This window comes from Pseudomonas sp. B21-041 (genome assembly GCF_024748675.1).
In the GTDB taxonomy this organism is placed as follows: Bacteria; Pseudomonadota; Gammaproteobacteria; order Pseudomonadales; family Pseudomonadaceae; genus Aquipseudomonas; species Aquipseudomonas neuropathica.
This window is the reverse complement of sequence record NZ_CP087175.1, coordinates 5,566,841-5,585,512: the sequence shown is the minus strand read 5'-3', so window position 1 is coordinate 5,585,512 and position 18,672 is coordinate 5,566,841. Positions and strand designations below refer to the sequence as shown.

General features: G+C 60.8%; 16 protein-coding genes. 7 read left to right on the top strand and 9 right to left on the bottom strand.

Annotation, left to right across the window (positions count from 1 at the left end; translation table 11 throughout):
• Nucleotides 1-99: 99 nt before the first annotated feature.
• The gene (gene miaB / locus LOY43_RS24865) at nt 100-1,428 is read right to left on the bottom strand and encodes a tRNA (N6-isopentenyl adenosine(37)-C2)-methylthiotransferase MiaB (protein ID WP_095048763.1); all 1,329 of its coding nucleotides are present in this window, start codon (nt 1,426-1,428) and stop codon (nt 100-102) included.
• A 133-nt stretch (nt 1,429-1,561) separates the two neighbouring features.
• Between miaB and LOY43_RS24860 the strand changes: the two genes are divergently transcribed.
• Nucleotides 1,562-1,891 carry a DUF1820 family protein gene (locus tag LOY43_RS24860; protein WP_003185742.1) on the top strand — a complete coding sequence of 110 codons (330 nt, stop codon included), beginning with the start codon at nt 1,562-1,564 and terminating at the stop codon, nt 1,889-1,891.
• Nucleotides 1,892-1,937: 46 nt separating this feature from the next.
• On the opposite strand, the gene LOY43_RS24855 is transcribed toward LOY43_RS24860, so the two are convergent.
• The 4 genes from LOY43_RS24855 to LOY43_RS24840 all read right to left on the bottom strand — a co-directional run bounded on the left by LOY43_RS24855 (nt 1,938) and on the right by LOY43_RS24840 (nt 5,456).
• Nucleotides 1,938-2,492 (bottom strand): tetratricopeptide repeat protein, encoded by a 555-nt coding sequence (locus LOY43_RS24855; RefSeq protein WP_003228518.1) that lies wholly within the window; start codon nt 2,490-2,492, stop codon nt 1,938-1,940.
• A 225-nt stretch (nt 2,493-2,717) separates the two neighbouring features.
• Complete coding sequence (hemL, locus tag LOY43_RS24850; protein ID WP_093434628.1) at nt 2,718-4,001, bottom strand: glutamate-1-semialdehyde 2,1-aminomutase; 1,284 nt, start codon at nt 3,999-4,001, stop codon at nt 2,718-2,720.
• Between the two features lie 15 nt (nt 4,002-4,016).
• Nucleotides 4,017-4,640, bottom strand: a complete 624-nt coding sequence (gene thiE / locus LOY43_RS24845; RefSeq protein ID WP_095125490.1) for a thiamine phosphate synthase — start codon at nt 4,638-4,640, stop codon at nt 4,017-4,019.
• A gap of 18 nt (nt 4,641-4,658) precedes the next feature.
• Nucleotides 4,659-5,456 carry a hydroxymethylpyrimidine/phosphomethylpyrimidine kinase gene (locus tag LOY43_RS24840; protein ID WP_007909650.1) on the bottom strand — a complete coding sequence of 266 codons (798 nt, stop codon included), beginning with the start codon at nt 5,454-5,456 and terminating at the stop codon, nt 4,659-4,661.
• Between the two features lie 304 nt (nt 5,457-5,760).
• Between LOY43_RS24840 and LOY43_RS24835 the strand changes: the two genes are divergently transcribed.
• From LOY43_RS24835 to LOY43_RS24820, 4 genes are all read left to right on the top strand, one after another.
• Nucleotides 5,761-8,115, top strand: a complete 2,355-nt coding sequence (locus tag LOY43_RS24835) for a hybrid sensor histidine kinase/response regulator (protein WP_095125489.1) — start codon at nt 5,761-5,763, stop codon at nt 8,113-8,115.
• A gap of 96 nt (nt 8,116-8,211) precedes the next feature.
• A complete protein-coding gene (locus LOY43_RS24830) occupies nt 8,212-9,861 on the top strand; it encodes an acyl-CoA dehydrogenase family protein (RefSeq protein ID WP_095125488.1) in 1,650 nt (549 codons plus the stop codon).
• A 192-nt stretch (nt 9,862-10,053) separates the two neighbouring features.
• Nucleotides 10,054-11,553, top strand: coding sequence for an AMP nucleosidase (amn, locus tag LOY43_RS24825; RefSeq protein ID WP_016986142.1), 1,500 nt, complete (start codon nt 10,054-10,056; stop codon nt 11,551-11,553).
• A 72-nt stretch (nt 11,554-11,625) separates the two neighbouring features.
• Nucleotides 11,626-12,261, top strand: a complete 636-nt coding sequence (locus LOY43_RS24820; protein WP_258708861.1) for a pseudouridine synthase — start codon at nt 11,626-11,628, stop codon at nt 12,259-12,261.
• Here the strand turns inward: LOY43_RS24820 and LOY43_RS24815 are convergent.
• Together LOY43_RS24815 and LOY43_RS24810 are read right to left on the bottom strand one after the other, a co-directional pair.
• Entirely contained in the window at nt 12,256-12,465 is a 210-nt protein-coding gene (locus tag LOY43_RS24815; protein WP_007909655.1) for a DUF2788 domain-containing protein, read from the bottom strand. The genes LOY43_RS24820 and LOY43_RS24815 overlap by 6 nt on opposite strands.
• Before the next feature lie 149 nt (nt 12,466-12,614).
• Nucleotides 12,615-13,094 carry an Lrp/AsnC family transcriptional regulator gene (locus tag LOY43_RS24810; protein ID WP_008081091.1) on the bottom strand — a complete coding sequence of 160 codons (480 nt, stop codon included), beginning with the start codon at nt 13,092-13,094 and terminating at the stop codon, nt 12,615-12,617.
• 449 nt (nt 13,095-13,543) lie between these two features.
• On the opposite strand from LOY43_RS24810, the gene LOY43_RS24805 reads away from it, so the two are divergent.
• Nucleotides 13,544-14,596: a DUF6515 family protein gene (locus LOY43_RS24805; protein ID WP_220557042.1), complete on the top strand. Its 1,053-nt coding sequence runs from the start codon at nt 13,544-13,546 to the stop codon at nt 14,594-14,596.
• Here LOY43_RS24805 and LOY43_RS24800 read toward each other — a convergent pair.
• Together LOY43_RS24800 and LOY43_RS24795 are read right to left on the bottom strand one after the other, a co-directional pair.
• Nucleotides 14,590-15,498: a cation diffusion facilitator family transporter gene (locus LOY43_RS24800; protein ID WP_258708860.1), complete on the bottom strand. Its 909-nt coding sequence runs from the start codon at nt 15,496-15,498 to the stop codon at nt 14,590-14,592. The two genes, LOY43_RS24805 and LOY43_RS24800, sit on opposite strands and share 7 nt — an antisense overlap.
• 12 nt (nt 15,499-15,510) lie before the next feature.
• The gene (locus LOY43_RS24795; RefSeq protein WP_007909665.1) at nt 15,511-15,930 is read right to left on the bottom strand and encodes a hypothetical protein; all 420 of its coding nucleotides are present in this window, start codon (nt 15,928-15,930) and stop codon (nt 15,511-15,513) included.
• A gap of 110 nt (nt 15,931-16,040) precedes the next feature.
• Here LOY43_RS24795 and hrpB point away from each other — a divergent pair, with 110 nt between their 5' ends.
• Nucleotides 16,041-18,560, top strand: a complete 2,520-nt coding sequence (gene hrpB / locus LOY43_RS24790; RefSeq protein WP_258708859.1) for an ATP-dependent helicase HrpB — start codon at nt 16,041-16,043, stop codon at nt 18,558-18,560.
• Nucleotides 18,561-18,672: the final 112 nt, after the last annotated feature.

Sequence of the window (18,672 nt, the reverse complement as noted above, 5' to 3'; positions counted from 1 at the left end):
TATTCTTGGCGTCGAGACCGCCAAGATCGCAGCCTCCGGCAGCTCCTACAGGGGAATGTAATCCATGTAGGAGCTGCCGAAGGCTGCGATCTTTTGCATTTATTGGATCAGCGAGCCACGCAGCGAGTGCGGTTGCGCCGCGTCGATGTGCACATCGGCGAACTGGCCGATCAGGGTCGGATTGTCGCAGCGGAAGTTGACGATTCGATTATTCTCGGTGCGCCCTTGCAGCTCGCCCGGGTCTTTCTTCGAATAGTCGGTGACCAGAATGCGCTGGATCGAGCCGACCATTTGTCGGCTGATCTCAAAGCCTTGCTGATTCAGGCGATGTTGCAGGGCGTTCAGGCGTTCCTTTTTCAACTCTTCCGGGGTCTCGTCGGCCAGATCGGCCGCCGGGGTACCCGGGCGCTGGCTGTAAACGAACGAGTAGGAGAAGTCGAAACCGACATCGGCAATCAGCTTCATCGTCTGTTCGAAGTCTTTCTCGGTCTCGCCGGGGAAGCCGACGATGAAGTCCGAACTGATGCAGATGCCCGGTACCGCCGCACGCAGTTTGCGCAGCTTGGATTTGTACTCCAGCGCCGTGTGGTTGCGCTTCATCGCCGCGAGAATCCGGTCGGAACCCGATTGCACCGGCAAGTGCAGATGCTTGACCAGTTCCGGGACGTCGGCGTGGGCCTGGATCAGGCTGTCGGAGAATTCCAACGGGTGCGAAGTGGTGTAGCGAATGCGGTCGATGCCGTCGATGGCGGCGACAACACGGATCAATTCGGCGAGATCAGCCAGACGTCCGTCATGGGTCGTACCGCGATAGCCATTGACGTTCTGCCCCAGCAGCGTCACTTCACGCACGCCGTTTTCGGCGAGGTGAATGACTTCGGCGACCACGTCATCGAATGGCCGGCTGACTTCTTCGCCACGGGTGTAAGGCACCACGCAGAACGTGCAGTACTTGCTGCAACCTTCCATCACCGACACATAAGCGCTCGGGCCATCAATACGCGGCTCGGGCAAATGGTCGAATTTTTCGATTTCCGGGAACGAAACGTCGACTTGCGGCAGCTTGGTGATACGCGCGGCGTCGATCATTTCCGGCAGGCGGTGCAGGGTCTGCGGGCCGAAGACCACGTCGACGTACGGCGCGCGATCACGAATCGCCGCGCCTTCCTGGCTGGCCACACAACCGCCAACGGCGATCACCATCTCTGGGTTGGCCAGTTTCAGTTCGCGCCAGCGGCCGAGCTGCGAATACACGCGATCCTGGGCGCGCTCGCGGATCGAGCAGGTGTTGAGCAGAATCACGTCGGCGTCTTCAGCACGCGCGGTGACTTCCAGGGCCTGATGTTCACCCAGCAGATCGACCATGCGCGAGCTGTCGTACTCGTTCATCTGGCAACCGTGGGTTTCGATGTAAAGCTTCTTGGCCATGGATTAGGGTCATCACGTGATTCAAAGAACCGCGCATTATAGGGAACAAGCCTTCAGGTTCCTACCGCTGCGCGTCCGGTGGCTATGCTATAGTTTGCGCCCTCATTTTTATCCCCGATGTTATCCCCCCGCCATGACCAAACGCGAAGCTCCAATCTATAAGGTGATTTTCCTCAACCAGGGCCAGGTGTTCGAAATGTACGCCAAGCAGATCTATCAAAGTGATCTGTGGGGCTTTCTGGAAGTGGAAGAGTTCGTCTTTGGCGAGCGCACGCAAGTGGTCGTCGATCCGAGCGAAGAAAAGCTCAAGGCGCAGTTCGAAGGCGTGGTGCGCAGCTTTGTGCCGATGCATTCGATTGTGCGCATCGATGAAGTGGAACGTCTGGGCACCCCGAAAATCAGCGAAGCCCGCGGCGCGGTCGGCAATGTGATGCCGTTTCCGATGCCGATGCCTGAGAAGTAAGCTTCAAGACCTGCTCGCGAAGAGGCCAGAAAAATCTATAGAGAAATCAGGGAAGAGGCGAAAACGGCGTACGCCCATCGGCGCTCTGCAGTTCCATCAGGTATTTACGGAAAATTTGCCCGAGCACCTGGGTCGCGGTTTCAAGGTCTTCGCGGGACATTTTTTCGGAGACTTCGTCGGCCGTGTCCAGCGCGTCTTCAGCGCCGTTGACCGCGGCCATCTTCAGCACGATGTACGCCTGAATATTGTTGGCCTGCACGCCTTCACCGTGGAAGAACATGGTGCCAAGTTTGAATTGCGCCTGAGCGTGGCCTTGCAACGAGGCTTTTTCGAAATAGCTCAAGGCTTGATTGAGGTCGCGTGGGGCATTCTTGCCGTCGTAGTAGAACTCACCCAACTCGTATTGCGCTTGCGCATCCCCTTCGTCCGCGGCTTTCTGGCAAGCAGCCAGTGCCTGCGTGACGTCTTGCGGCTGAGTATTGAGGGTGCAACGACCCATCGCCGGGATCAACAACGAGTTGCCGCCTGCTTGTGCATGCGCGAGCAGGGGCTGAAGGAGCAACAGGCAGCCCAAGGCAAGGGTGCGGCCGGTGCGGTTCATGGGAATCGACTTACCTCTGAAGGGCACGCGGACCCATCGAGGGATCCAATAAGCGCGCATTATGAAATAAGCAGGGCCAACCTTACAAAGTCTTTACTCGTTTTTCTGCTGCGCGGGGAATATATCGACCACTTTAGGGGAGATTTTTAGCAGGGGCATCGGAAAAACAGCGTCGATGTAGGTGAATGCTGACGCTGGTGATAGCCAACGTCAGCGGTAGTGCGGTTATTTCAGTGCGGCGAAGGCGCGCTCGGCAGCGTCCAGTGTCAGTTTCAACTCGGCTTCGCCGTGGGCGATCGAGGTAAACCCGGCTTCGAAGGCGCTCGGCGCCAGGTACACGCCACCTTCCAGCATCAGGTGGAAGAAGCGACCGAACAGGGCAGCGTCGCTGGCCATCACATCTTCAAAGGTTACGATGTCGTCGGCGCCGCTGAAGTACAGACCGAACATGCCGCCAGCCTGCGTGGTCACGAACGGAATGCCAGCAGCATCGGCGCGTTGTTGCAGGCCATCGAGCAGGCGCGTGGTGTAGTCGGTCAGCTCGGCGTGGAAACCCGGACGGCTGATCAAACGCAGCGTGGTCAAACCGGCGGCCATCGCTAGTGGGTTACCCGACAGCGTGCCGGCCTGATACACCGGGCCCAGCGGCGCAATACGCTGCATGATTTCACGCTTGCCGCCGAAGCAGCCGACCGGCATGCCGCCACCGATGATCTTGCCGAAGGTGGTCAGGTCTGGATTGACGCCGTAATACGCCTGAGCACCGCCGAGGGCAACGCGGAAACCGGTCATCACTTCGTCGAAAATCAGCACCACGCCATGCTTGTCGCACAGCGTGCGCAGGCCTTCTAGGAAGCCCGGCGCTGGTGGTACGCAGTTCATGTTGCCGGCCACTGGCTCAACGATGATGCAGGCCACTTCCTGGCCGACTTCAGTGAGCATCTTCTCAACCGCGTCGATGTCGTTGAACGGCAGGGTCAGGGTGTGTTTGGCGAACGCCGCCGGCACACCGGCCGAGCTCGGTACGCCCTGGGTCAGTGCGCCGGAACCGGCCTTGACCAGCAGGCTGTCGGAGTGGCCGTGATAGCAGCCCTCGAACTTGATGATGCTGTCACGGCCGGTGTAACCACGGGCCAGACGGATCGCGCTCATGGTCGCTTCGGTGCCGGAGCTGACCATGCGCACCATGTCCATCGATGGCACCAGCGAGCAGACCAGATCGGCCATCTCGGTTTCCATCGCGGTCGGCGCACCGTACGACAAGCCGTGTTGCAGCTGATTGCGCACTGCGTCCAGCACGTCCGGGTGGCTGTGGCCGAGGATCATCGGACCCCACGAACCAACGTAATCGACATAACGCTTGTCGTCTTCGTCGGTAACGTAAGCACCTTCAGCGTGCTTGAAGAACAGCGGCGTGCCGCCAACGCTCTTGAACGCACGAACGGGCGAGTTCACGCCACCGGGGATGTGTTTCTGGGCATTGGCAAACAGCGTTTCGGAACGAGACATGATCGGGCTCTCAAATCAGACTTTCAGTAATTCATTGAACGCGCGGGCGCGGCGGGTCACTTCGGCGGTGCTCTCGGCACCAAACAGACCGTGGACTACGGCGAGCAGGTCGACCCCATGGGCCACCAGCGGCGCGGCGTTGTCGAGGGTGATGCCGCCAATCGCGCAGATTGGCAGGTGCAGCGTGCGCTTGGCTTCGTCGAGCAGATCGAGGCTGCAGGTCGGCGCGCCGGGCTTGGTGTTGGAGTTGAAGAAGCGACCGAAGGCGACATAACTCGCACCTTCTTTGGCCGCTTGTTCGGCCAGCGCGATTTGCGCGTGGCAGGTCGAACCGATGATCGCTTTCGAGCCGAGCAGGGCGCGGGTCGGCGACAGCGGGCCGTCGGTCTGGCCGAGGTGCACGCCAACGTTGAGGCGCGCCGCCAGTTCAGCATCATCATTGATGATCAACTGCGTCTTGTAGCGCTCGCACAGATCGCGCAGCGCTTCGGCCTCGCGCAGACGGCGGGCCTCATCGTTGCTCTTGTCGCGGTATTGCAGCAGGGTGACGCCGCCTTCCAGCGCCGCCTCCACGTAAGACAGAAACTTGCCGGCCAGCAACTGGCTGTCGGTAATGGCATACAGGCCACGTAGTTTCATCAGGCAGACCTCACGACGTTACGAGCAGAAATCCAGCGGCAGGCGACGCGGGACGAACTGGCCTTTGCCCAGTTGTTCGGCATCGCGCAGGGTGCGCCAGGTGTAATCCAAAGCACTGCGCACAGCGCTGGCCAGGTGTTCGCCCTGGGCCAGACGACCGGCGAGGGCGCTGGCCAGTGTGCAACCGGAACCGTGATAGCTGCCCGGCAGACGCTGGCAGATAAAGGTTTCACGCAGGCCGTCGCGGCTGTAAACGCGGTTGTGGATTTCAGTTTCGTCGCCATGGCCGCCGGTGATCAGCAGGTTTTTGACGAACGGCAGGAGTTTTTCAGCGCACTCGTCCGCAGTGCCTTCGGGCAGTTCGGCGAGGATTCGCGCTTCAGGAAGGTTAGGGGTGGCAATGATCGACAGCGGCAGCAGACGCTCACGCATCGCGTAACCCACCTCGTCCTTGCCCAGGCGTCCGCCGCCGCCGGCGCGCAGCACCGGGTCGCAGACCACCGGCAAGTGCGGGTGCGCGGAAAGCAGTTCGACAACGGTGTCGACCATTTCCAGCGAACCGAGCATGCCCAGTTTGACTGCCGCGACTTCGGAGTCGTTGAGTACGGCATTGGCTTGAGCCAACACCCACTCACGGTCGAGGACGCGGAAGTCAGTGACGTTGACGGTGTCTTGCACGGTCAGGGCGGTGACGGCCGGAGCCGCATGGCAACCCTGCGCGAGCAGGGCTTCGATATCTGCCTGCAAGCCGGCGCCACCACTTGGGTCGTGGCCGGAGAGACAGAGGACAACGGGGCGGGAGCTGTAGATATTCATGGTGCGCGAGCTTACCACCAAAGCTGATTTTCGGGTTCAGTGCTGTTGTGGCGGGTCGATAACCCGGCAAGAGATTGCGACCATGCTGTCACAAGTTGACCAACTCAACAGCTCTAGCCCGCTGCTTTGCTCTGGAACGCCCGTTCTAGAGCCTTTGTAGGAAAAATTTCAATGGTGCTCAATGGCCATCAACGGCTATGCTAGTCTGGATCCAAACCAATAACAGGTAATACCGGTTTTACGTCTACTCAAAGGGAATGGGGGGGCTTCCTGACACAACCGGACGAGCCACGCTGGGGCTTCAATGCGCTATTTGCTGATGTTGTTGTTCTGCTTGCCCCTCATGGCGAGCGCCGTCGAATTCGACGAATTTACCCAGAGCCTCCCTCTGGGCCGGTCGCTGCAAGTGTTCGAAGACCCGAGCGGTCAGGCGAGCATTGCCGATGTTCGCGCGCAGGCTGCCGCCGGCAATTTCAAACCCCACGATAAAGCCACGCTTAATGCCGGTTACTCGCGTTCGGCGTTCTGGCTGAAAATTGACCTGCATTACCGTCCGAGCAATCCCGCCGCCCAGCGCACCTGGCTGCTGGAACTGGCTTATCCACCGCTTGACCATCTCGACCTCTATACGGCCGACGCCAATGGCGACTACCGCCTCGTCCGACAAACCGGCGACGCCTTGCCGTTCGCCAGTCGCGAGATCCGCCAGAACAACTATTTGTTCGACCTCGCTTTCGCACCGGGTCAACAACAAACCGTGTACCTGCGACTGGCCAGTGAAGGCTCGATTCAGGCGCCGGTGACGTTGTGGTCGAGCACGGCGTACCTCGAAGATCAGCCGGTGCGCCTGTATGTGCTGGGGATCATTTATGGCGTGCTGTTGGGGATGCTGGTCTACAACCTGTTCATCTACCTGAGTGTGCGCGACACCAGTTACCTCTATTACATCTTCTATATCGCCTCGTTTGGCCTTTATCAGCTGTCGGTGAACGGTGCGGCGGTGGAGTATTTCTGGCCGGACAATCCGTGGTGGGCCAACGCGGCCACGCCATTTTTCATCGGCTGTGCGGGGCTGTTCGGCAGTCAGTTCGCCCGCAGTTTCCTGCAGACCAAAAACCATAGTCGCTGGCTTGATCGCTTGCTGATTGCACTGATCGCGTTCGGTGCGCTGGTGGTCGGTTTGTCGCTGATGACCAGTTACGCACTGTCGCTGCGTCTGGCGACGATATTGGCACTGACCTTCACTGTGGTGATTTTTGCCGCCGGGATTCTGGCCTGGTGGCGTGGTTTGCGCGTGGCGCGCTATTTCATCATCGCGTGGTCGGCGTTTCTGCTCGGCGGCATCGTCAACACGCTGATGGTGCTCGGCCTGCTGCCGAACGTATTCCTGACCATGTATGCCAGCCAGATCGGCTCAGCTATCGAAGTGGCGCTGCTGTCGCTGGCACTGGCCGACCGGATCAATGCGATGCGCGAGCAACAGGCGAAGACCCTGTATGACGCCGGGCAGAAACTCGAAGTGCTCAACCAGCAACTGGCCCACAGCAACAAACTCAAGGACGAATTCCTCGCGACCCTGACCCACGAATTGCGCACACCGATGAACGGCGTGATCGGTTCGCTGGAGCTGATGCAGACCGTCGAGCTGGATCCGGAGCTTGAGCAATACCAGCAGACCGCCGCCGGTTCCGCGCGGGACATGATGCGCATGGTCAACGGCATCCTCACCCTCACGGAATTGCAGGCCGGCAAGCTCAAGGCTGCGCCGGGCAGTTTCAGCCTGCGCGCGGTGGTCGAAGCGTTGCGCGTGCAGTTCGACAGCAACGCGGCGAGCAAGTCGCTGGACTTCAAGGTCGAGGTGCTGCCGACCCTGCCAGATCGCCTGTACGGCGACAGCGCCAAACTCGCGCAATGCCTGGAATGCCTGCTGGACAACGCGATCAAGTTCACCCGCGTCGGCGGGCTGGCGCTGCGGGTGACCGGCAAACCGTCGACGGACAATCGCCTGGCGTTGTCGTTTGCGGTGATCGACACCGGCATCGGTTTTACCGATCTGGGCGAGGCGACGATGTACCAGCGCTTCTTCCAGCTCGACGGTTCGATGACCCGCGAATACGGCGGACTGGGCGTGGGGCTGGCGATCTGCCGACAGTTGGTTGAGCTGCTCGGCGGCAAGCTCACTCATCGCTCGGAGCCCGGACGTGGCAGCCGTTTTCAACTGGACGTTGAGTTTGAACTGCCGGCGGTTGAAGCTGCGCCGATCGTCGCGCCTTCGCACGATTGTGTGCGTGCGCCGCAGGACTGCACGGTGCTGCTGGTGGATGACAACAGTGTCAACCAACTGGTGATGCGTGGCATGTTGCTCAAGCTCGGCTTTCGCGTGCGTACCGCCGACAACGGCGCGGCGGCATTTGATTGCTTGCAACGAGAGACTTTCGACGCAGTGCTGATCGATTGCCAGTTGCCGGCTTACGACGGCGCGTCATTGTGCTGCCAGATTCATGCGTTGCCGGGCTGCGCGAACTTGCCGGTATTCATGCTGGCGCTAACTGCCGACCGAGAGCTTTGCGCAACGGGGGCGCCGGTCGATTACTTGAACAAACCCGTAAAATTCGAAGATCTGCAATCTGCGCTGGAGCGGCGGGTGTTGTGCTGCTAACAGGGTAAAAGCGCCGCAAATTCGGCGGATATGACACTTTGACCGGTTGCGGAGCGGTGCTTAACTGGGTTCCTTGGTTGCCCGAAGGAGCCCGTCATGAACCTGCATCAGTTCGCCGAAACTCACGAAGTCACCAACCAGCCACCGTCGCTGGACGGCACTAACCTGTACCGCATCGACCTGCCGTTGCAGGAGTGGTCGCGGCGCTTTGGTGCCGGGTGGGCGGAGTCGCGGATCGATGCCTACGGTGCACTCGCTGGTGGGCCGTTGATGGAAGCCGGGTTCCTCGCCAACCAGAACAAACCTACGTTCGCCAGCCATGACCGCTACGGTCATCGCATCGATCTGGTGGAATTTCATCCGGCCTATCACGAACTGATGGGCACGGCGATCGAGCATGGCCTGACGTCGCTGCCATGGACCCATCCACAGGACGGCGCGCATGTCGCGCGCGCCTCGATGACCTATCTGCACAGCCAGGCAGAAGCCGGCAGCGGTTGCCCGTTGACCATGACCTTCGCCAGTGTGCCGGCCCTGCGTTTGCAGGCGAACATCGCTGAGCAGTGGCTACCGAAAGTCCTCGCCACCGAATACGACCCACGCAACGTCGGCATGGCGCACAAGGCCGGCGTGACCATCGGCATGGCCATGACCGAGAAACAGGGTGGCACCGACGTGCGCGCCAATACCACAAAGGCTTACCCGGTCGGCGCCAGTGGCCCGGGTCAGGCTTATGAACTGGTCGGGCACAAGTGGTTCTGCTCGGCGCCGATGTGCGATGCGTTTCTGACCTTGGCGCAGACCGACAAGGGTTTGAGTTGTTTCCTGCTGCCACGGCATCGCCCGGACGACACGCGTAATCAGTTCTACATCCAGCGCCTGAAAAACAAACTCGGTAACCAGTCCAACGCCTCCAGCGAAGTGGAGTTCCGTGGCGCGCTGGCGTGGATGGTTGGTGAGGAGGGGCGCGGCGTGCCGACTATTATCGAGATGGTCGCTATGACTCGGTTCGACTGCATGGTCGGTTCCAGCGCGTTGATGCGTCAGGCGCTGACCCAGGCCAGCCACCACTGCGCACACCGCAAGGTCGGCGGCAAACTGCTCAGCGAACAGCCGTTGATGCAAAACGTCCTGGCTGATCTGGCCTTGGAAAGCGAAGCCGCGCTGGCCCTGAGTTTGCGCATGGGCAAGGCGCTGGATCATCTGGATGATCGCCACGAAGCGCAATTTGCGCGGCTGGTGACGGCGGTGGGCAAGTATTGGATCTGCAAGCGTGCGCCGGGGATGATCAACGAAGCGGCGGAATGCATGGGCGGCGCCGGGTATGTCGAGGACAGCATCCTGCCGCGTCTGTACCGCGAGGCGCCGGTGAACTCGACGTGGGAAGGTTCGGGGAATGTGCAATGTCTGGACGTACTGCGGGCGTTGTCGAAAGAGCCGGGTGTGCTTGATGTGTTGTTCAGCGAATTGGGCGACGGGCACGGTGACAAGCGCCTGGCCGCGCATATTCAGCAGTTGCAGGCGCAGTTCAAGGACACCAGTGACATTCAGTATCGGGCTCGGCAACTGACCGAAGACATCGCGCTTGGTTTACAGGCCAGGCTTTTATTGGAGGCCGGAAATTCAACGGTCAGCGATGCCTTCATCGCCAGCCGCCTGAGCGGTGGCGGCCGGGTTTACGGCGCCTTGCCGCGTGGGCTAGACGTCGAAGCTATCGTCGCCCGCTCGACCCCGCAAGGTTTCTGACCGCAATCTCCCCAACACTACAAAACCCTGTGGGAGCTGGCTTGCCAGCGATGGCGGCCTGTCAGTCAACACTGATGTTGCATGTGCCGGCCTCATCGCTGGCAAGCCAGCTCCCACAGGGGTTCGCTTTGTCTGAAAGATTTGGGTACACCCACAACGCCACTGTTCCCGTGACGCCACGATGCAGGCAAGATGAAGCTCTGCAAGTCAGAACACAGGAAGCTGATCGTGACCGAAGCGTTTATTGTCGTTCAAACCGCCGAACAAGCCGTGGACCGTCTGGCCGAGCTGCATGAGCGGGCCACCACTGCGCTGAACTCGGCGCTCAAGCGTTACCTCAAGGATCGCGTCGAACCCGACGCTGCGCAGCGTGCTCTGTTTCGTTATCCCGAACTGCGTCTGACCTATCATTGCCAGGGCGAAGTGCCGCAGACCACCCGCGCTTATGCCAAGGTGCAACTGCCGGGCACCTATAGCGTCACCGTCACCCACCCGGCGGCGTTCCGCAAATACCTGCTCGAACAGTTGGTGCCGTTGATGCACGACTTCACCGTGACTGTGGAAGTCGGCGTCAGCCAGCAAAACATTCCGTATCCGTACGTGGTCGAGCAGGGCGATGAACTCGCCGGCTCTGGCGTCACCGCTGCCGTGCTGGCGCGGGTGTTCCCGAGCACCGACTTGTCTGCCGCTACCGATGGCATCGCCGACGGTCTTTACGACTGGGAAAACACCGATCCGCTGCCGCTGGCCTTGTTCGACGCCGCGCGCGTGGATTTCTCCCTGCGCCGTCTGGTGCACTACACGGGCAGCGACTGGCGGCATGTGCAGCCGTGGATTCTACTGACCAACTATCACCGCTATGTCGACCAGTTCATCGTCCATGGTCTGGAACAGTTGCGCCGCGACCCGCGTTTCGTGCGCATGGTCTTGCCGGGCAACGTGATCATCGAGAAGGGCATGGATCACGGCGAAGCGTCGGCGATTGCTGCCGGTGTGGTCTGGCACCGTTACCAGATGCCGGCTTATCACCTTATCGCCAGCGATGGCCACGGCGTGACGCTGGTCAACATCGGCGTCGGCCCGTCCAACGCCAAGAACATCACCGACCACTTGGCGGTGCTGCGTCCGCATTGCTGGCTGATGATCGGCCACTGCGGCGGCCTGCGTCAGTCGCAGACCATCGGCGACTATGTGCTGGCCCACGCTTACATGCGTCGCGACGGCATTCTCGACCGTGTGGTGCCGCCGAACATCCCGATCCCGGCCCTGGCGGAAGTGCAAATGGCGTTGCAACAGGCTGCCGCCAATGTCACTGGCGAGAAGGGCGATGATCTGAAAAAACGCCTGCGCACCGGCACCGTGCTGACCTATGACGATCGTAACTGGGAATTGCGCTGGGCGCAGGAACGACCGTTGATCAACCTGTCCCGCGCCGTGGCCGTGGACATGGAAAGCGGCACGATTGCAGCGCAGGGTTATCGCCTGCGGGTCCCATACGGCACGTTGCTCTGCGTTTCAGATAAACCGCTGCACAGTGAAATCAAACTGCCGGGTTCGGCCAATGCCTTCTATGAACGCGCGGTCAGCCAGCACTTGAAGATCGGCATTGAAGCGGTGGACCTGCTGCGCACTGAACTCAACTCGTTGCACTCGCGCAAATTGCGCAGCTTCGACGAGCCGCCGTTCCGTTAACGCTTAGTCGTGGTCATTTGGCGGTCGGGGCACTAGCATTGTCAGCCCTGATCGCTAAATGTCTGCTCTCTTATGTCTCGTCCCCCGCGTCCACCTTCCCGCCGCCCCGGCGCGAAGCCTCAGTCGTCCGCGCCGCGCCGTGTTGCCAAGGCACCCCCGGCCGAGCCGAAACTGATCCTGTTCAACAAACCGTTCGATGTGCTGACGCAATTCAGCGACGGTGAAGGGCGGGCGACGCTCAAGGATTTCATCGATGTGCCCGGCATTTATCCGGCCGGACGCCTGGATCGCGACAGCGAAGGCTTGTTGCTGCTGACCAACGACGGGCAGTTGCAGGCGCGTATCGCCGATCCGAAACACAAACTGGCGAAGACCTATTGGGTGCAGGTCGAAGGCGTGCCGACGGCTGAGCAATTGCAGCGCTTGCGCGATGGCGTTGAACTGAATGACGGCATGACCTTGCCCGCCGAAGCGCGGCAGCTGGATGAGCCTGAGTTGTGGCCGCGCAATCCGCCGGTGCGTTTTCGCGCGACCATACCGACGTCATGGCTGGAACTGGTGATTCGCGAAGGGCGCAACCGTCAGGTACGGCGCATGACGGCGGCGGTAGGCCTGCCGACATTGCGGTTGGTGCGGGTGAAGATTGGTGACTGGACGATCGACGGACTCGATCAGGGCCAGTGGAAGGAAGTGCCGCCGCGCTTATAGAGCGCCGGATTCGATCAGGCCGATCACCACACTCTTGATGATGAACGCGGCCACGCCCAGGCCCAGTACGAAGAACAGAATGAACGAGCCAAAGCGCCCGGCTTTGGACTTCTTCGCCAGATCCCAGACGATGAAACCCATGAAAATGATCAGGATGCTGACCAGACCGGTCATCATCCACTCTTCTAATAAGGCTGGATCCATTGGGTTTCTCCGACGCGCACGCGGCTAAAAGGGCGCGGCGAGTATACGCCAAGGTGTGTGGGGTGACATTGATCTGGGTCTGATCCGGAACTGTTGCCCTCACCCCAGCCCTCTCCCTTTGGGAGAGGGCTGGGGTGAGGGGCTTTTGATCAGTTGCGCAGGTGGGTCAAGGGCAGTTCTGTGCTGTTGAGCACCTGATTCAGTACGAAGCTTGAACGAACGCTGGTCACCCCTTCAATCCGGGTTAGGTGTCCCAGCAATAGCTTCTGATAGTGATCCATATCCGGCACCACCACCTTCAACTGGTAATCTGCATCCACCCCCGTCACCAGACTGCACTCCAACACCTGCGGCAACGTGCGAATCGCCGCTTCGAAGTTCTCGAATCGCTCTGGCGTGTGTCGGTCCATGCCGATCAGCACATACGCCGTCAGGCTCAACCCAAGCATTTTGCGATCGAGCAATGCCACCTGACGCGAAATATACCCGTCGTCTTCCAGTTGCTTGACCCGGCGCGAGCAAGGGGAGGGCGACAGACCGATGCGCTCGGCCAGCTCCTGGTTGGAGATGCGGGCGTCGCGCTGCAATTCCGCCAAAATACTCAGGTCGTAACGGTCGAGTTTGCTCATCAATCTGTCCTTGGTTGTAACTATTGCGGCAGATTATCTATCCAGGGTTAAAAATTGCGCAAGTGGTGTTTATTTCAGCAATCTTCGCAATCCTCTGTCGCCGTCTCAGGCCTATTCTTATCACCAGAATCACTGCTCGGTAACACAGTCCACGCGGCCCGCCCTATCCGGCCTGCCGCGGCCGCCACCCCACCGGGGTTGTGCCGGCCCCCGAGCTGCACACTGTCCAGAAGACGGCGTGAGGTGAGCCGACGTCAAAAGCGTCGAGCCAGGACGAAGTTCTCTAAAGGGAGGCCGACGGGTCTCCCTTTTTTCTTGCCTGCGATTTCATGCTGGACGCTCAATAAATAAGTTGCGTGACTGATAACCTGTTGCAGAACCCGGTGTGTGTATTCCCGGTCTTAGTGACAAGCCCTCTTACATTTACAGGCCCCGCAGTGAGAAAAAGCATGAATTCGCGCATCTGGCGTCTGGCCGGTGTTGGTTTGCTGTGTGTGAGTGTCAGTGCGCAAGCGCTTGCCGATGAACCGCAGAATCGCGGGCCGGAGGGCGGTGGCCATGGCCAGGACCATCAGGGCAATAATCAGGGCCATGGCGGCAACAATCAGCCGCGTCCGCAGAATAATCAGCCACAGCAGAATCAGCCGCGCCCGCAGAACAACGAGATCATTCGTGGCGACAACAGCCGCCAGTTCGAGCACAACGGCAACAACAATGGTCCGTGGCAAAACCACGACCAGAATCGTCCGGCGTATAACCCCAACCCGGTGCGCCAGCCGCCACCACCGCCACAACTGCCGGCCAATAGCCTGCCGATCCAGCCACGGCCCGATACCGTGCGCCAGACCCAGGAACCGCGTCAGGGTTACTACCGCGACGAGCGCCCGCAAAACGGTTATCACAATCAGCAATGGCAGACCGGTAACCGGCCCAATGACAATCGCTGGCCGGGCCGTCCGGATGGTCATGGCAATGGCTGGGGGCCTGGTCCGCAATATCGACCGGGGCATGTGATCGACCGTTTCCCGGATCGTGACTACCGCGTGCCGTATCGCGGTCAGGATTACTTCTACTCCGCAGGCTACTGGTATCGCCCACAAGGCCCGCGCTACATCGTCGTGCAGCCGCCACGCGGGATTCGCATTCAGTATTTGCCCGATTACGCCCGTGAAGTGTGGATCGGTGGTTCGCTATTGTTCCTCGCCGCCGGTGCCTACTACGCGTATCAGGAGGCGACCCAGGATTATATAGTCGTCGAGCCGCCGGTTCAGCCACAACCGCAGCCGCAATCCCAAGGCTATGACGTCGAAGCCTATCCGGCCAACGGCCAGTCGCCGGAGCAGGTGCAGCAGGACGGATACCAGTGCTATCAGTACGCCGTGCAGCAAAGCGGTTTCGACCCGCGCACCGCGACGTATCAACCGGCACCCGAAGTGGTGCAGGCGTACCGTCAGGCGCAGGGTAATTGCCTGAGCAGTCGCGGTTATCAGGTCAGTTACTGAAGCCGGGTTTGCGCCCGTTCTGACTTGACCACTTCCTGCGGGTCGGCGTGCACCAGCACTTCGGCTCGCGGGTAGGCCTTGTGAATGGCATCGGCGGCTTGGTCGCTGATGCCGTGGGCCACTGACAGGGTCAATTCCCCCGGCAATTCCAGGTGCAACTGCACAAACCAGTGGTTGCCGGAGATCCGCGTGCGCAAGTCATGCGCGCCCAACACCCCCGGCACGCTGCAGGCCAATTCGAGCATGTGCTGACTGACGTGGGTTGGCAGTTCTTCATCCATTAGCACCGAAAAACTTTCCCGGGCGATCTGGATCGCACTCCACAGGATATAGGCGGCAATGCCGAGTCCGAACCAGGCATCCAGTTGATGCCAGCCGAACCCGGCCAACACCAGCGCCACCAGAATACTGCCGTTGAGTAACAGGTCGGATCGGTAATGCAGTGAGTCGGCACGCACGGCGTTGGAACCGGTCTGCTTGATCACTCGATGCTGCAGCACCAGCAAGGCCACCGTCAGTAGCAATGAGAAAATGATCACGCCAATGCTGATCCACGGTGCGCCAAGCGGTTCCGGATGGTGGATGCGTTCATAGGCTTGAAACGCGATCAATACCGCGCTGCCGCCAATGAACAGCGCCTGCGCCATCCCCGCCAGCGACTCCGCCTTGCCGTGACCATAACGATGATCGTTATCGGCCGGGCGCAGCGCGTAATGCACGGCCAGCAGATTGAGCAGCGAAGCGATGCCATCCAGCGCCGAGTCGGTAAGGCCGGCGAGCATGCTCACCGAGCCGCTGAGCCACCAGGCGATGGCTTTGGCGATGATCAGCGTGCACGCCACCGCTACCGAGGCGCGGGTTGCCAGCCTGAGCAGGCGGGCGTGTTCGGGGCTGGATGTCATTGAACGTCCTTTTTAAGCGGCGGGTTGCAGGCCGAACATCGCCAGTTGTTGAGTGCTGCCCTTGTGTTGAATCAGGCGCGGATCATCCAGTGGGAAATCTCGGCCCAACTCGCTTTCGAGAATAGCCTGCAACTTGTGATTATCGACCTGGCCGTCCGGGCCGATGGCTTGCTTGAGTTTGGCCGGATCGATCTGCGCAGTGTGGCCCGGTTCGAAATAGATCGCACCGGTGGCGAAGTCGACGGCAAACGCGATCAGCCCGGGAATGACGTAGAACAGCAGGCCCACGGCGTCGAGCACGGCAATCGCCGGGTCGATCTTGCCGTCGATCTGCCCGCGCCGGTCCGGGTAGAAAATCGAACCGCACGCGGTAATTTGCGTGAGCAGGGTAGCGACCAGTACACCGCCGATCAGGCGAAAAGGTAAGCGCATGGGGAAATCTCCTGATTCATCTAAGAACGAAGCGTAGTCGTGTGAAGTTAAGACCCTGACGAACGCCTAGCAGTTCGCCGTTATACTCGCGCCTCTGTTTTGGAGCCAGCATGATTTCTTTGCCAATCGATGACGTTTTACCCGCCCTGCGTGAAGCCCTCGCGACACGCCACGAAGCCGTGCTCGAAGCACCGCCGGGCGCCGGTAAAACCACCCGCGTGCCCTTGGCCCTGCTCAATGAAGCGTGGCTGGCCGGGCAAACCATTCTGATGCTTGAACCACGGCGTCTCGCTGCGCGTGCAGCAGCGGAGCGTTTGGCCAGCGAGTTGGGCGAGAAGGTCGGGGAAACCGTCGGATATCGCATCCGTCTCGACAGCAAATTCGGCCCCAATACGCGTATCGAAGTGGTCACCGAAGGCATTCTCACCCGCCGTTTGCAGGATGATCCGGCGCTGGAAGGCGTGGGCCTGCTGATCTTTGACGAGTTTCACGAACGCAGCCTCGACGCCGATCTGGCGCTGGCCTTAAGTCTGAACGGTCGCGAGCTGTTCCGGGCTGAACAGCCGCTGAAGATTTTGCTGATGTCGGCCACGCTGGAAGGCGAGCGTCTGGCCGGGTTGCTGGATGACGCGCCGATACTGCGTAGCGAAGGCCGCATGTACCCGGTGACGATGCGCTGGGGCCGGCCGTATCAGCCCGGCGAGTACATCGATCAACGCGTTACGCAAACCGTGCTCGAAGCACTGCACGATGAAACCGGCAGCCTGTTGGTATTCCTGCCGGGACAGGCGGAAATCCGTCGCGTCCATCAACAACTGGCCGACGCGATCGGTGAGCGCAGCGATGTTTTGCTGTGCCCATTGCACGGCGAACTGGACCTCAACGCCCAGCGTGCCGCCATCGACCCGGCGCCGACCGGCCAGCGCAAAGTGGTGCTGGCGACCAACATTGCCGAGACCAGTTTGACCATCGACGGCGTGCGCGTGGTGATTGATGCCGGGCTGGCGCGGGTGCCGCGTTTCGATCCCGGCAGCGGCATGACCCGCCTCGATACCCAGCGCATTTCCAAGGCCAGTGCTACGCAGCGCGCCGGCCGGGCGGGGCGTCTGGAACCGGGCGTTTGTTATCGCTTGTGGTCGCAGGATCAACACGAGCAAATGGCCGCGTATGGCAGTGCGGAAATTCTTTCGGCGGATCTCGCCAGTCTTGCGTTGCAACTGGGGCGCTGGGGTGTGACGCCGGGCGAACTGGTCTGGCTGGATGTTCCGCCGGCGGCCGCTTATGCCCAGGCGCAGGAGTTGTTGCAGCGGCTCGGCGCGCTGGAAGGTGAGGCGCTGACTTCTCACGGTCAGGCCATGGCTGAGTTGCCGGCGCATCCGCGCATCGGGCATTTGCTCCTGCGCGGTCAGGCGCTGGGGCTGGCGAACATGGCCTGCGATGTCGCCGCGCTGCTGGGCGAGCGCGATATCTTGCGCGGTGCCGGGGCAGATTTGCACAGTCGCTTGGTTCTGCTATCCGGCGAAGAACGCGCCGCTCGCGGTGCGCACGGTGGTGTGCAGCGCGCCCGGCAACTGGTGCGGCAATATCGCGGTTATCTGCGCGGCAAGGCGAGCGAGCCGGTCAGCGATCCCGATCATCCGCGCTGGCTCGGTGCCTTGCTGGCGCTGGCCTACCCGGATCGCGTCGCGCAACAGCGGCGTGCCGGTGGCGCCGAATATCGTCTGGCCAACGGTCGCGCGGCGCTGTTCGCCGAAGCCGATAGCCTGATGAAAGAGCCGTGGATCGTCATTGCCGACCTCGGCAGCCGTCAGGGCCAGCGCGAGGAGCGGATTTATCTGGCGGCGGATTTCGATCCGGCGCTGTTCGATTCGGTGCTCGCCGAACAGGTGCGCAACGTTGATCAACTCGACTGGGACGAACGCGAAGGCGTATTGCGCGCCGAGCGCCAGCGCAAGGTCGGCGAGCTGATTCTCAGCCGTGAGCCGTTGACCGGTCTTGATGAAAATGCGCGCAGTCAGGCGCTGGTCAATCTGGTGCGACGCAAAGGTCTGGAACTGCTGCCGTGGACGCCGGAACTGCGCCAGTGGCAGGCACGTGTGGCGTTGTTGCGGCAGTTGGAATTGCACAATCAGGACGACAGTCAGTGGCCGGATGTCAGTGATGCGACGTTGCTCGATACCCTTGAAGACTGGCTGATGCCGTATCTGGGCAAGGTCTCGCGGCTCAGCCATTTTGCCAATCTGGATCTGTCGAGCATTGTGCGTAACTTGCTGCCGTGGCCGCTACCGCAGAAGCTTGATGAGCTGGCGCCACATCATCTGAGTGTGCCGTCGGGGTCGTCGATTCGTCTGGACTACAGCGAGTTTCCACCGATTCTCGCGGTGCGTTTGCAGGAGTTGTTCGGGCTGGTGGATACGCCGCGCATTGCCGGCGGGCGCCAGGTGGTCAAGCTGCACTTGCTGTCGCCGGCGCGGCGGCCGGTGCAAGTGACGCAGGATCTGGCCAACTTCTGGCGCAGCACCTATGCCGAGGTGAAAAAGGATTTGAAGGGTCGCTATCCGAAGCATTACTGGCCGGACGATCCCCTGGTCGCCGAAGCCACGGCGCGGGCGAAGCCTCGGGGCACCTGAGCAGCAGTGGCAACGCGCCATTAGCCCATCCGCCCTAATTGCCCCTGTTCGGGCCGCCTCCTAAAGTGGCGGCCCGAACAATAACAAGTTGCTGCCTGGCAACCTGTGCCCA

Coding starts and splice junctions, on each gene's coding strand:
- miaB (WP_095048763.1), bottom strand. CDS start 1,428: ATGGCCAAGAAGCTTTACATCGAAACCCACGGTTGCCAGATGAACGAG.
- LOY43_RS24860 (WP_003185742.1), top strand. CDS start 1,562: ATGACCAAACGCGAAGCTCCAATCTATAAGGTGATTTTCCTCAACCAG.
- LOY43_RS24855 (WP_003228518.1), bottom strand. CDS start 2,492: ATGAACCGCACCGGCCGCACCCTTGCCTTGGGCTGCCTGTTGCTCCTT.
- hemL (WP_093434628.1), bottom strand. CDS start 4,001: ATGTCTCGTTCCGAAACGCTGTTTGCCAATGCCCAGAAACACATCCCC.
- thiE (WP_095125490.1), bottom strand. CDS start 4,640: ATGAAACTACGTGGCCTGTATGCCATTACCGACAGCCAGTTGCTGGCC.
- LOY43_RS24840 (WP_007909650.1), bottom strand. CDS start 5,456: ATGAATATCTACAGCTCCCGCCCCGTTGTCCTCTGTCTCTCCGGCCAC.
- LOY43_RS24835 (WP_095125489.1), top strand. CDS start 5,761: ATGCGCTATTTGCTGATGTTGTTGTTCTGCTTGCCCCTCATGGCGAGC.
- LOY43_RS24830 (WP_095125488.1), top strand. CDS start 8,212: ATGAACCTGCATCAGTTCGCCGAAACTCACGAAGTCACCAACCAGCCA.
- amn (WP_016986142.1), top strand. CDS start 10,054: ATGAAGCTCTGCAAGTCAGAACACAGGAAGCTGATCGTGACCGAAGCG.
- LOY43_RS24820 (WP_258708861.1), top strand. CDS start 11,626: ATGTCTCGTCCCCCGCGTCCACCTTCCCGCCGCCCCGGCGCGAAGCCT.
- LOY43_RS24815 (WP_007909655.1), bottom strand. CDS start 12,465: ATGGATCCAGCCTTATTAGAAGAGTGGATGATGACCGGTCTGGTCAGC.
- LOY43_RS24810 (WP_008081091.1), bottom strand. CDS start 13,094: ATGAGCAAACTCGACCGTTACGACCTGAGTATTTTGGCGGAATTGCAG.
- LOY43_RS24805 (WP_220557042.1), top strand. CDS start 13,544: ATGAATTCGCGCATCTGGCGTCTGGCCGGTGTTGGTTTGCTGTGTGTG.
- LOY43_RS24800 (WP_258708860.1), bottom strand. CDS start 15,498: ATGACATCCAGCCCCGAACACGCCCGCCTGCTCAGGCTGGCAACCCGC.
- LOY43_RS24795 (WP_007909665.1), bottom strand. CDS start 15,930: ATGCGCTTACCTTTTCGCCTGATCGGCGGTGTACTGGTCGCTACCCTG.
- hrpB (WP_258708859.1), top strand. CDS start 16,041: ATGATTTCTTTGCCAATCGATGACGTTTTACCCGCCCTGCGTGAAGCC.